Below are 13,402 nucleotides of genomic sequence, written 5' to 3'. Positions count from 1 at the left end.
GTGCGCTGATCTACGGCCCGGCTGTACCAATCCGGGGTGGCGCTGAATCTTCTGTGGTCCATACGTATTGGGTGCTACTCCTGTTCGCACGACGAGACAGCACGGACAAGTGCCAGTGCCTGGGGAAAGAGGGAGATTGATGATTACCGACAAGATCGCGAACGCGGTCTAAGTCAGCGCCGATGGGCTACAGGGGATGCATACGACGTTCCATGTCCAGGGTCTAAACGCTATTAGCCGATTGCGACGTCTCGTCACTTCTTCCTTTGATCCAGCATCGCCGAGAACGATCTCTTCTGGCGAGACTGTTTCATACCGAGCATAGCGACCGACCGATCTCGGGCCATGTCGCGTGGAGCCGAGGCCAAGCAGTCATCGCCTCAACTGTGCTTTTCTGAGCGCTACAGACAGGGTGCAAAAGCTAGCACTTGGTGAGCGCTTTTGGTGTAGGGAAATTCTGATTCTTTCTCGGAATTAGTTGGTGACGAGTAGACATCTGTCCGCCAAGAGGCGCGTTTCGCTTGGCCGCGCATCAGCTAAAAGCAGAATCCAGATGATTCGGTTGATAACGAGCAGGCCGTATTGGCTAAGTCCATCCTCGGTCGTTGGTGCCGAGGATAAAGATGATTCGTGTGTTTGTGATTGACGATCACCCGCTGGTGCGAGTTGGCCTACGGGGCGTGCTAGAGGCGCAAGGCGACATGGAGATCGTTGGGGAGGCGTCGAATGGCGAGGATGCTCTCACGGCCATCGGATCGGGTATTCCTGACGTGGTGTTGTGCGACTTTCATCTGCCCGGCTGGGACGGGCTGGAGGTCACGCGCCGACTGCTGGCACGGCACCCCAGTCTTCGAATCCTGATCATCTCCGTCGTGGAGGCGGGGCCCGTGCCCCGCCGGCTGTTGGCCGCCGGTGCCAGGGGATATGTCTCCAAGGCGCAGGATGGCGGGGCTATCGTGCGTGCGGTCCGCGAGGTCGCGGCGGGGCGTCGTTTTCTGGACGACGCACTGGGCGCCCGGCTGATATTCGAAGTCTCGCCGTTCGACCAGCTCAGTCCACGTCAAATGGAAGTGGTCTGGCTGGTGCTACGGGGCAGGCAAAACGGCGATATCGCGCTGGAGCTGGGACTGACCACCTCGACCGTCCGTACCGTGCGGACCAAGGTGATGGCCAAGTTGGGCGTCCAAGGAGATCTAGGCCTGATCCGGCTAGCGATGGAGTACGGGCTGCTTCCGCCGGCGGGTGGCGGCGGCTCAGGCCGTCCGAATCGTGGTAGCTGACCTAAACGTCAATCCAACCGCTGAACTGCCGGCCTCCGAATCCACCTTGTTTTCGGCGCTTTGCGCACACGAGCGTTTGGTCTCAGGACCAACCGACCGGAGAAAGACGGGGCGGAGAGAGAGGAAAAAGGGCGAATTCCGGGTTATCGCCGAAGAGCTGAAACCAAACGCCCCTCGCTGAAGCCCGCCAGTATTGGGGCTTTCGGAGGGGCGTGCGGAGTGCGGAGAGAGTTCCCCGCCGGAAATTGGCGCGCCCACGGCTCCCGGATTCGAACTAGTAGGTTCACCGGATGCCAGCTAGGGCAACCTAACCGTAGGTTGGGGTAGCCGTTCAGGCTAGGACTTCGCGCCGAAGTCTGGCTTCTGGGCTGGCAACGGTGGCGCGCGTCGGCGCGGCAGACGAAAGGGACAAGCAGTTGGCTTATGTGTGAGTGGCGCGGCCGATGGCGGCCTCGGCATGCAGCCGGTCCAGCGCGGCCAAGCCGACGGGTCGGCCCCGGCGGCAAGGCCACGGGGACATTACGGCGTCGGCCAAGCGCACGTCGATCGCGGCCATGCTCGAGGTGCACAGCAAGGTGAGAGCGGTCTCGAGGCGTACGGAGCGGCGGGCACCGCCGTGCTTCGCGGGATGACGGCCTCGCGAGGCCGTCATCACCCTTGGGTGCCGTGGCCACCGGCACGGCGATGAAAGATATCAGTAGGCGTTTGTTGGCCTGGGTTGGTTTGCCTCACGCCTCAGGAGAAGGCCTTCATCGATCGTGCATCAACTTACGAGAGCTGCAACCCGGCTGCGAGGATGCCGGGCGCCCAGGATGAAGAACGTGAGGGATTGACATGTTCATTTTTTCCATCACAATCGAGGTGGAAAAAATGAACATGAGGCGTCTGTGCAGACCCAAATCATCAACTCCCCTGTGGAAGTGCAAAGCCGACTGAGCGAGCTCGGTTGGGAACAGATCGAACTGGTGGAGGTCGTCTACGCGATGGTTGCCGGGCGCAACGGCTGCACGGCCAACGATCCCGTATCTGCTCCTGGCTGGATGGCTTGGAAGGAGGGGGTGCGGCGCATTCGTGAAATTGGAGCGACCAAGGGCTGGCGTCGCACCGAGATCGATCAAGTTCCCTGGACCATAGACGTCGGGAGCGGCGTGAAATTCACGGTGGTGAACTCCAACGAAGCTGCCGGTGTCAAAGAGCAAGACCCGCAGAACAGGAATAAGAGGGGGGCCGCGGCCGAAAGAGCAGTTCAGACGAACGTCGATCAGCTCAGTCTGGCTTTTCCGGACATGCTGCTCGACCAGGGCGAAGCTGCTCTTCCTGATCGCTTGCTGGAAACGGTCTCTTGGTACTTGTTTGTTTTTTGCGAAGGCGACACCATTCGCGCCGAGTTGTCGTGCCCGGTCGGAATAGCGGGTGGGTTCTTCACCCAGTTCAAGGAGAGGATATTCCTGTCTCCGAACATGTTCACTCCCCTTGGGGACGATAGCTTGGCGCCCGACGCAGCAGAAGAATTTGACATCCTAGTAGAGCGACTTCCACAGACATGAACTTCAATCCCGCTCGCCTCGCAATAGCAAGAAAACGGCGGATGCTGACTAAGAAAGCATTCGCAGAGGCGATCGGGGTAACGCAGCACACCATCACCAGGTGGGACAAAGGAAGCACTGAGGAGCCGTCGCCTGAGAATATTCGGGCGATCAGCCGGGCTCTCGGATTTCCCGAGCGATTCTTCTTCGGTGAAGATGTCGAGGTTCCGGAACGCGCCAGCTTTCGCAGTCAGACGTCGATGAGTGCCGCATCTCGCGATGCGGCTCTGGCAGCAGGCGCAGTAGCGTATTTGATCTCAGATTGGTTCGATGCTCGCTTTTCATTTCCACCGAATGCAGTGCCGGAACTAGGCGAATACCCTCCAGAAGAAGCAGCGCGAGTTCTGCGTGAGAGATGGAGTTTGGGAGAGCGGCCTATCTCCAATATCGTGCACTTGCTGGAAAGCAAGGGGGTGCGTGTTTTTTCTCTTGCAGAGAACACCGCCAAGGTGGATGCATACTCCCTATGGCGGAAAGGTCGACCTCACGTTTTCTTGAACGGCTTGAAGACAGCTGAGCGCAGCCGCTTCGATGCGGCTCATGAGCTTGGTCATTTGGTCCTCCATCAGGATGGGCAAGAAGAGGGCCGTACAGCAGAGGATCAAGCGAACAGTTTCGCTTCGGCATTCCTCATGCCGAAAGGCGATGTGCTCGCCCATTGTGTCGCAGGCATGGGGCTGGCTGACATCATTCGGAGAAAGGTGCGCTGGCGAGTTTCGGCTGCTGCCCTAGCCTACCGCCTTCACAAGCTCGGCCTACTGTCTGACTGGAAGTATCGAGACATCTGCATCGAGTTGAATTCCCGCCACGGCAAATCTGAGCCCAACCCCATCGATAGAGAGCGCTCCGCGGTATGGGATCGAGTACTGAAGATTATGTGGAGCGAGAAGCTTACTCCGTCTCGAATTGCTGCTGACCTTGGTATCCCGGAGGGGGAACTGCGCGATCTTCTTTTTTCCATTGACGATATCCAGCGCGACGAGTCAGCCCGCTTGGCGCTGGCATGATCGCGAATGTTATCGATGGCAGTGGGGCATTCACCCAGTACTAGTTCCGACTGGCGGACGAAGAGCGAACTGGTACGTGCGGGCTCACGCGACCGAAGCGACTCACTCCTCGGCGCTGTCGAAGAAGGTCTCGCGCGGTGTGATGGGAGAGGACGTCATCGGCGGGAGGAGGTCGAGGGCGGCCAGGGTCGCAGGATAGGTGGAGCTACGTGCGAAGCTTGCATTAAACGAAGTGTAACGGGCCATCTGTCGGATTATTGCGCGTTACCTCCTCGTATGACGCGACAAATTCGTAGTAGAAGCTCGTTCCGACCTCGATTCGTTCGCCGAACCAAAGCCTTTCATAAGGCTGGCCGTCGAAATCGAAATGGCAGTAGATGTGGGCATAGGGGTATATCTCATCCCCTTCCAAATTGACCGTTGCGATGGAGTCGTATGGTATCTCGCCCAGAAGGAGGACCGTACGATCACTGCTTTCCTTGTTGACAAAGTCGACGAAGCGATAGCCATTATCGCAAGCCTTCAATCCTCCATAACGTAGCCCGACACGGACGCCTTTGCTGTAGGTTTCGATTAGCCCTAAGCGAAACCAGGCAGAAATTCCTTTCTCGTAGGGCGGAAGGTCCGGATAGTCATCCAATCTGTCTACGTCGCGGATGATCACATCGCTACGTAGATCTTCTGCGCGTCTGCGATAGATCTCTTCCTGGAGTACCTGTCGAAGGTTCTCACGGTGGCGCGCTCTTTCACCACTCGTAGCGAACCTCTCTGATAGTGCAGGCTTGAGCCATGAGTACACTTCCGCCAGCGCTGTAGTTACTAACGCGATGAAAGCTAACCAGGATTCCCAGGGGCCTTGCGGATTGAGTATCCAGGCGACTACAAATACTGCTGTGACCAGCCAAGCACTGATCTTTCCGTACCGTGTCAGCAGTGTGCGCCTAGTTCGGGTCATCCCGTACTCCTGTGCTCGGCGTTTTAGTGCGCCTATTGAACCATCACCAAATCAGTGCCCGCCACACGGCTCGGTCTGGCAATGACCATGTTGTGGTCATCGGCGAACCTGAGGCACATCGCCATCAAGCGGTGGAGTTGCGAGAACCTCGAAAAGGTGTCCAGCGTGTCATCTTCCCGCAGCGCACGCGTCCAGCGCGGCCCAACGGCGCTCGTAATTGAATGCGCCCTCGACGTCGTGGGCGGCCCAGTCTCGCCGACCTGAAGGGCATCGAGCAGGGCGGCGGCGCGGGCCTTGGCACGGCGGATCGACAGGGACATCGCGGCGGTTCAGGGCTGGGGGCGACGTGGCGCTAGGGGGGCGCAGCACGGCGGGTGTCGGCGGGGCAGCCTCGGCGTGCAGGCGTTCCAGCGCGGCGAGGCCGGCGGGGCACCCGGGCGGTAGGGGCGCGGCGTCGGCCAGGCGTACCTCGACCGCTGCCGCGCGCAGGGGCCGCAACAAGGCGAGGGCGGTGTCAATCTGGGCGAAGCGGCGGGCCCCGTCGCTCTTGGCGGTGAGCGTTGCCGATCCCCCTTCGGGGCGATTGAGGGGGGATAGGGGTCTCCCGCCCTGTGCTATTCCGCCAAGGACTGTGTCAAATACCGCGAATATGTGAAGGAATTCGGGGCAACGCTCAGCCTGCAACAAGCGCAGACCAACGGGCTGTTTGGTTGTCAGCTCGCAAATTGAAACTGCAACTGGAAGGGTGCCAATAGCGAAAGCAGCCCTGACGCCTCAGCCTCTGGTGCGGCAACACGAGAGCGTCCTCGGGCGGGCTGGCGTTTCTTCCATAGCGGCCTCGGCCGACACGGGCGGTTTGCGGCTCCAGTGCCGCTACCGCGCCATTTTTTCTTCGAGCCGGGCTAGCTCCGCGGCACCAATCGCCGGGGTCTGCCGTCCCATCTCGGCCGCCTGGCGCCAGTACGCGCGGGCTTGCTCGGATCGGCCGCGCTCGCGTTGGATGTCGCCTAACGAGTCCAGGGCGCCGAAGGCGTTGACCGGAAACCGGTAGTGACCGACGTCCTCGCCGCGCGCGTCCGTCAGGACTCGCACGAACTGCCGCTCGGCCGCGTCGTACTCGCGTCGCTGCATGTACAGCGATGCCAACGACGATCGGGCCCAGACCGCACGCTTGTGTCGTGGCCCCAGGCGCGCTGTGACTTCGTCGTTGGCTCGCAGCAACTGCGGCAGTGCCTGGTCGAGTAGGTCCATCTTGCGCAGCACGTTGCCGTAGGCGATGCGCGCAAGCGGCATCGGCAGGTTTTGCCGATCGGCCTCGTCGAGCGTCTGACGGTACAGAACGCGGCTTCGCTCCAGATAATCCCGGCGGTGGGCGAGGTCGCGATCGGCTGCGTTCAAGAAGATCAGCGCCTGTTCCGCCGACGCGCGCAGCGTTGCTTCGTGCGTCGGGCCGTTCATTGCCGTTCTGATCGATATCACCCGCCGGATGTCGTCGAGCGCGCCGGCCGTATCGCCCAGCTGCGAGCGTGCGATGGCGGTAGCCCACAAGCGCACTGGCTAGGCCGGGATTGGGTTCGCCGCCCGTGCGCCGGGCGAGTTCGGCTGCCCGGGTGGCCAAAAACGGGGTCAGAGCACCTTTTCCAGCAGATCAGCGGAAAAGGCATTTTCATGACGCGCTCGGTTTGCCATCGAAAAACATGGACAGCGGCGCTTCTGGGCGCTGGGGGCGGCTTTCTCTTATCCGCATTGGTGCCGCGGTTCCGGCGCTGTCGGCTACGGCGCCGTTGCCTTCGTCTCGGGCAAAACCGCCAGCGACGAGGACGCTCCGCCCGAACACCCGGCGGAACAGGAAGCGATGCGAAGGGGATGGCGCGCCCACGGCTACGGTTTTCAAACCAGTCTATTCACGCGTGGCTACACTTAGCTACGCCCAGGAACCTCCCACCCGTGGGACAAACGCCCAATCGCCGCATCTGCGGCGGCGCATATCCGGGCGGCGAGACTGCCCCGGTCGGCCAGTCACGGTAGCTGGAGCCCCCCAGACCGGTCGAAATGCATCCGCCGGCATCGGTCTTGCGTGTCGATTTCCGCTCCGGTATGTTTGGGGCAATGCCGATCACGTCGGCTAGCCCGTCCACACTGGCGAAGCCGTATCGGCAACGTGTCTGTTACGCGGGCACCTTTTTTCCGCCGCGACGCTCTATGTGTGGACGCATACAGCAAGACCGCGGCCTTGAAGAAAGGTTCTATCCCCGTGCAAAAATTCACCATTCATCAAGTAGAAGTCCTGCGTCGCGCGGCGAAGAAGATTTCTCGTGCTGAGGGCGTTTCTCATGGCCATGCACTCGACAAGCTGGCTCAGGAGAATGGATTTAAGAACTGGTCGCTGCTTCGGAAGAATGGGGTGTCTGACCCCAGTCTTCCGCAGGCCTTTATCTTCCGCCGTACTGACGACGAGGTGTCGCAGTCTTTGCGTGTCGTCCGTGCTCCGAGGAGCCGGTGGGACCAACAGTCTTCCAGTGAAGCGGCGCTCGGTCAGACCGAAGACCTCAGTCAGAAATTCATCAGTCCGATTAACGCCGTCGAGTTTTCGATCGCGTACATGACGGCTCTGCTGAGGCGCGTCCGTTTTCTGGTCGCTGAAGGGAGCGTCGCGAAATGGGAAATGCGCTGCTGGCTGCCTTATGGCGCGATTGAGAGTGAGCGTGGTAATCGCCTTTTGGTCAACCGTATGTATAAGCCGGTCGGCATGACGAGCGGTGATTGGGTTGATTACGAACAATTTCCTCAGCATGCGTTGAAGTTGCGCGACGATCAGTGGCAACAGTTCGCTTGGCCTGGCGCAAAGGATGCATTTCTTTACGCGGACGTTTGTGCTCCTTGGGGATCTCGGGAACTGGCCACTCATTATCTCAAGCGCTTGGATCAGCTGAGTCTGACTATTCAACGAAATAGCGAGTCGTAATAGGGATGTTGAGGCCCCCGCCGTTCACCATCGAACGGCGGGGGGCGCGGCCCGGCTTAGGGCGCAGTAATGACGAGCGCAAGCCCGTCTATTCGGCGCTGTAGAGCTTGCAGCGCTTAGCGTGGCAAACAGGAGGCCGCCCCAAGGCAAAAGATAACTCGATGCCCGATACCCTATCAAGCGCGTGAATATGTTTGTTCACATCTCCGCTGTGCTGAACTATCGTTAGGAATTTACGATGCGTTTCAGGCCCAACCACAAGGTTTTGAGCAGCCTTCGTGCTCTGCTTTTCACCGCCATGTATGGCAGTAGTCCAGAACTACAGGCACTAAGAAGCTAATGGCCCGGTCTAAGAGCACATCGAAGCCAAAAGCGTCTCGCGGGGGCGCGAAACGCGCGCCCGCCACGTTGCGGTCGACAAGCGGCGCTGGGTTCGAATTCGAGGATCTGATAAGCGCCTGGCAGTTGGTGAAGGCCCTATCGGGTGAGCATGCACCGGGCATTCGGGGCGTTGTCACACAGGTCCAAGCCCAAGTCTCGACCTTGGGCTGGCACATCGATGACCTGCTGCTGACCGCCCAGGCTACCGGCGCGCCGCGACGGTTGGCGATCTCTGCGAAAGGCAATTTGCAGGTGACTGCGGCCGGTCTCCCCGCTGACTTCGTAAGCCGCGCCTGGAAACAGTGGCGTGAGCCGCATGGGCCGTTCGATCGTGCGACCGACGGACTGGCTTTGGCCACGCTCGGTACACATCAGGTGTTCAACTCGGCTTGGCGTGAAGTGAAGAACGCGTGCAGCGGCGCGGATGCCGCGCTCGCGATGAGCCGCATTCGAAGTAACAAGAGTCAGTCGGGCGTGTTCGACAGCGTCCAGGTACCAGGGAGCGCGTCCGCCGAGGAGACCGTCGAACTCATTCGTCGCCTGCACGTGCTGCCGACCGACTTGCAGTTCGCGCACTCGGACGACGAAAATCAGGCTATTGCGCAATGTCGCCGCTTACTCGCGTCTGGTCATGACGACGAAGCGCAGGCTCTCTGGACAGGGCTCCTCAACGTCGCGAAAGATGTGCGCCTTCGCAGCGGGACCATCACTATCCCGAACCTGTTGTCCTTGCTCAGGAGTCAGTTTGGCCTACGCCATCACCCAGACTTTGAGCGTGATTGGGGAACTCTCCTCAACATTACCGCGGACCACAAGGCGCGGATTGAGACCGAGCTGCCATCAGGCTATGCCGTGCCTCGTACCGTGGAGAGGGCGTCGCTTCAGGCAGCGGTCGCCAATAACCCAGTCACGGTGGTCTTCGGGGAGTCGGGCTCGGGTAAGTCGGCGCTGGTTAAGTTGGTGCTGGACGGCTCGTATCCATCTTGGAACCAGGTGTGGTTCGGTCCGGAAAACCTGCAAACGGCGCTCAGCGCAGCTCGCCGTAGCACCCTTCCCCTGACGCACGAACTTTCGCATGTGCTGAACGCCACGGTGAAGCCGCAGAACGTGCTTGTCATCGACTCTGCGGAACGCATCGATGCCAGCGAGTTCGTCGTCATCCGCCAACTGCTTCAAGCCATCCTGTCGAATGCTGGCAAAGAGGTCGAAGATGCGTGGCGGGTCGTCATCGTCACGCAGACGCAAAGTTGGATTGAAAGCGAAGAGGCGATACTCGGCGGACGGAAAGGGCATTTAGTCGAGGTTGAGGCGCTCAAGAGTGAAGCTGTGAAGTTGGCGCTTCAGTCGTCACCTACTTTGAGCTGGTTGGTCGCGCATGACGACACCATCGGGGCCTTGACGAACCTGCGGACACTGGCGTGGGTCATCGAGGCGGGCGCAGCGCTGGGGGCGAACGCCGGTGGACTGGCGTCTCATACCGCTATCGCCGACCGCCTCTGGAAGCACTGGACGAGTGGCCGCGAGGACGTGCAGGCGCTGATGATGCGCCTCGCCCAGCGAGAGGCATCGTTCGAGCGCAGTTTCGCGCTGACCGAATTGGAGCCGGTGGACACTGCGACGTTTAGGAGTCGGCCAGACGAGCTTCCGCTTCGCCTAAATGAGGGAACCAACCGCATTGAGTTCGAGCACGATCTCGCAGCGGATTGGGCGCGCTTTCAGTTTTTGAAGCAGATTTGGACTGATACGCCGCGATGGGCCACGCTAGCGGTTAATCCGCTCTGGACGAATGCGCTCCGGATGTTGGGTCAGTTCCTGCTGCGGCAGCCTACGGAGACTGGCACGGCCTGGGACGTCGCTTTTGGACGCGCGGAGGTCGCGAGAAGCGAGCTAGCGGGCGACATCCTTCTCGACGCACTTTGCCTTGATCCCGACGCCGAACGTTTCCTGACCGAACGCGTCGACCTCCTGCTCGACAACAATGCTAAGCACTTCACGCGACTGCTTCTGCGCTTCCACCACATCGCGACGGTGGCGACCAGAGGCGAAATGAGCTTGAACGCGGCGATCAGCTTGTACATGGAGGCGCAGCACCGTTCAATAGTCTTTGGCCGGTGGTGGCCCGTTCTCCGCTTCCTCGTCGCGCAGCGGGAGCGACTAGTTAGTCTGGTTTCGCCCGCTCTCGCGAAAGTCATAGAGACTTGGCTGACGAAGACGCCACGTCTGCTGAGCAACGGCACTGTGATGCCTTTCCGCCTTGAGATGGCGGGCGTGGCGCTCGCCATGGCGCGGACCGTTCAGATCGAAAAAGGCCAAGGCGTGATGTATCTCATGTCTGAGTCGTCACTGTACACCGCGCCATTGGCTGGCGCGGCCGATCTACCGGTCGAGGTAGGGAACTGGGCGCTCGAACTCGCGGGACGCCGAGAAACTGACGCTACTGTCAGAGGCCGCATCGCCGCGGTTCAACTACAGAAGGCGAAGGTGCACGCCCAGCGTCTGAAGACTGATGCCTTATACAAGTCTCGGCACGAAGCACGGAACCAGATACCGTACTCTCTCGGATCGATGCGCGAGCGCTTGCCGCCTTGGCCGCTTGGCGCCAGCAAAAAGGTCGACATAGATTTCCGGACCGCGTGCATCAAAAGGAACGGTATCTATTTTTTGATGCGTGCGCAGCCTGAGCTGGCGGCCGAAGTTCTGCTCGCGCTGATCATCGAAGACGAGCCGGAACGGGAGTATCGGTCCAGCCGATCTGAAATAGACCTTGGCCTCGAATTTCCCGACGACGCGTACCCGACGGCCTTCTGGAAGAGCCCATTCTTTGCGTTCTTCCAGCTGGCACCGGAAACGGCGCTCACTTCGCTCATCGCGCTGGTGAACTTCTGCACGGAACGCTGGGTCGCCGCGGTCATGAACGGCCGCACCGGCGCGCCTCGTCGAGTGACTTTGCAGCTCGCGGATGGGTCGGAGAAAGCTTTCCTCGGCTCGTGGCAGGTTTTCGGCTGGCCGCAGTCCAGTGACTTGCACAACGGGAACCTGTACTGCGCTCTCGATGCGTTGGAGCGCTGGTTTGCGCTGCGCCTCGACGCGGGTAAGGACATAGCCACTGATATCGAGAGAATACTCCGGGAAGGGAACTCCTCCGCACTCATCAGCGTGCTCCTCAATGTCGCCAAATATCGGCCGTCATTGCTGACGGGTCCACTCGCCCCTCTGCTAACGTTTCCGGACCTGTTTTTTTGGGACAGCGCCCGCGTGGGGCAGGTTGGAAATACCTTCATCGGTTGGAGCTTCCACCAGGGCGGCCAAGCAATGTTTGACTTCGCCCGTGATTGGACGCTGGCGCCCCATCGCTGCGAGAAGTTCCTCGATGTCGTTGTCAGGCTCTTGCTGGCGGATAACGATGTTGCGCTGCGTCTTCAAGCGCTGCTGCCGACCTGGGCGCTGCCTGGAGACCCGAAGGAGGCGTTGGAGTTCAAGCTACTTACTGCCGAGCTCGACCAGGCCAACTATCCGACCGTTGCCGACCCAACGACAGGCGCGGAAACACGGGTCTTCGTCTGTCCTGACGAACTGAGCATCGAGGTGCAGTCGTGGCAAACCGCCAGCGCGCCGACCACGACATTCTTGCTCGTGCCGGAGTGGTGCGAGCGGCGTCTTAGGGGCGGCCAGCCGCTCACCGACGAGGAGGCTGCGTACCTCTTCAATCTGCTCCAAGAGTGTTTGATCGGGGCGAAAGACGAAGATGACGAAGTAAAATCGAAATGCCGTTTCGCTGCGGCTAGCACGCTCATCACGTTGGGAGGCGCTTGGCTCGCTGAGAATCCCGAAGCGCAGGAGCACGCGCTCGAATTAGTGCGCGCTGGTGTAGCAGCGATCGCGTCGACTGGAGAGGAGTTTCGCGGGCGGCGCATGGGCATCCTGCGCGACGAGCTAAAGTTCGTCGCCTACGCGGTCATGCACTTATGGCTCGGCCAAGGAGATGGCGTCCGGGAATGGGAGGCCGCTGTTTTACGTCTTCTGACGAGCGGCGACATGCGAGCGACCGCCGTTGTGGTCGGCGTCGCCTATGCCAATCGAGAGCAGCTTGGCACCGCATGGTGGCGGCTGCTGCGCGCTGGGCTGTTCTGGTCGGGCCTCATCATGCTCGCCCCGCGGCACGGCGATGGCGACGGTGCGGAGCGCGCTTGGAGGGTGTGGCTTGCGAGGTTTCGGCGCTTTCCACTCCGTGGTCTGACCGCGAACCCGAATGACCTCAATTTCAAGCGTGTCGTCGCAGGACTAGAACGTTTGGACTTTCAGCGCCGGACACGGCTCTACAACGCCGGCGACCAGGCCTGGCGTGGAAGGCCGAAGCGCGAACGAGGGTGTTCGCTGGACAGTGACTTCCTCGGAGTCCTATTCGACTGGCTCATCGAAGGCGACGGCAGTGGCGACCCCGACCTCGACACGCGCTTGGCACTACTCATCTGGGACTACGACGCCACGCGCGCCAAGTCGGGAGCGGAGAAGAAGCATGGTGAGTATGACTCGCCGAGCCAGAATCTCGGCTACGACATTCTCCTGAAGCTCGGAGCGCTGTCGATCGTGGCGCCCGCAGGGGAAGCGCGTGCGGTTTGGGAACCTGTGCTCTCCCACGGTCCGGCGGCGCATTACGCGCTGCGGCGCTTCGTTCTTGGCTTGTTCCTGCGTCTCGGTAAAGGCGACGATCCGGTAGCGTTCGAGCGCGTCTGGCGGGCGATGGCGGAGTACGGCCTCGCGGCCAACTGGTCTCAATACGGCCTTTGGTTCCACGGCGAGCGTTTGATTTGTGACCTACTCGGTTTCGGCAATGAGGACCCGCTGTCTCGGTTGAACCCAGGTGCGGCTCTACGGATGAAGGATGTATACGAGCGCTGGGCTACCACGCACTTGGCTCGCGACGAAGAATGCATCACACGCTTCTGTCAGTTCTTGACAACAAATTTCGGAGCCCCACTCCGGCTGGACGGTCTTCGCTGGCTCGCCGGTATGCTGAGGGAGCGCAAGCCTTCCGCTGCCTGGCATCGTGAGGGTACGGGCGACGCGTTGGTGGAGCTGGTGTTGATGGCGTTGAGTTCTGACGCGCAGGTCCTTTCACAGGATGCCCAGGCGCGGCAGGCACTTGTCGAATTAGCCGCTGCCCTTGCAGTCAAGAACATTCCAAACGCACTGGCTCTCCAGGAGCGCATTAAGCGACTGCGATAGCG

General features: G+C 60.6%; 8 protein-coding genes. 5 read left to right on the top strand and 3 right to left on the bottom strand.

Features of this window, described 5'->3' with window-relative positions; translation table 11 throughout:
• Positions 1-623: 623 nt before the first annotated feature.
• The 3 genes from V2J18_RS00335 (at position 624) to V2J18_RS00325 (ending at position 3,873) form a co-directional block, all read left to right on the top strand.
• Positions 624-1,280, top strand: coding sequence for a response regulator (locus V2J18_RS00335; RefSeq protein WP_336130538.1), 657 nt, complete (start codon positions 624-626; stop codon positions 1,278-1,280).
• Positions 1,281-2,167: 887 nt separating this feature from the next.
• On the top strand, positions 2,168-2,827 hold the full coding sequence (locus V2J18_RS00330) for a hypothetical protein (protein ID WP_336130537.1): 660 nt from the start codon (positions 2,168-2,170) through the stop codon (positions 2,825-2,827).
• Positions 2,824-3,873: an ImmA/IrrE family metallo-endopeptidase gene (locus V2J18_RS00325; RefSeq protein WP_336130536.1), complete on the top strand. Its 1,050-nt coding sequence runs from the start codon at positions 2,824-2,826 to the stop codon at positions 3,871-3,873. Before V2J18_RS00330 ends, V2J18_RS00325 begins: the two co-directional genes overlap by 4 nt.
• A gap of 223 nt (positions 3,874-4,096) precedes the next feature.
• Here the strand turns inward: V2J18_RS00325 and V2J18_RS00320 are convergent, their stop codons facing one another.
• The 3 genes from V2J18_RS00320 to V2J18_RS00310 form a co-directional block, all read right to left on the bottom strand.
• A complete protein-coding gene (locus tag V2J18_RS00320) occupies positions 4,097-4,828 on the bottom strand; it encodes a 6TM ABC transporter family protein (protein WP_336130535.1) in 732 nt (243 codons plus the stop codon).
• 32 nt (positions 4,829-4,860) lie between these two features.
• Complete coding sequence (locus V2J18_RS00315) at positions 4,861-5,148, bottom strand: hypothetical protein (RefSeq protein ID WP_336130534.1); 288 nt, start codon at positions 5,146-5,148, stop codon at positions 4,861-4,863.
• Between the two features lie 553 nt (positions 5,149-5,701).
• Positions 5,702-6,376, bottom strand: a complete 675-nt coding sequence (locus V2J18_RS00310) for a tetratricopeptide repeat protein (RefSeq protein WP_336130533.1) — start codon at positions 6,374-6,376, stop codon at positions 5,702-5,704.
• A gap of 706 nt (positions 6,377-7,082) precedes the next feature.
• Here V2J18_RS00310 and V2J18_RS00305 point away from each other — a divergent pair.
• Together V2J18_RS00305 and V2J18_RS00300 are read left to right on the top strand one after the other, a co-directional pair.
• Entirely contained in the window at positions 7,083-7,793 is a 711-nt protein-coding gene (locus tag V2J18_RS00305) for a hypothetical protein (RefSeq protein ID WP_336130532.1), read from the top strand.
• A gap of 543 nt (positions 7,794-8,336) precedes the next feature.
• Positions 8,337-13,400 (top strand): ATP-binding protein, encoded by a 5,064-nt coding sequence (locus V2J18_RS00300; protein WP_336130531.1) that lies wholly within the window; start codon positions 8,337-8,339, stop codon positions 13,398-13,400.
• Positions 13,401-13,402 lie beyond the last annotated feature (2 nt).

The organism is Lysobacter firmicutimachus (assembly GCF_037027445.1).
Classification (GTDB): Bacteria; Pseudomonadota; Gammaproteobacteria; order Xanthomonadales; family Xanthomonadaceae; genus Lysobacter; species Lysobacter firmicutimachus.
Note: the sequence above shows the minus strand (reverse complement) of the source record. Positions and strands in the feature narration are given on the sequence as shown.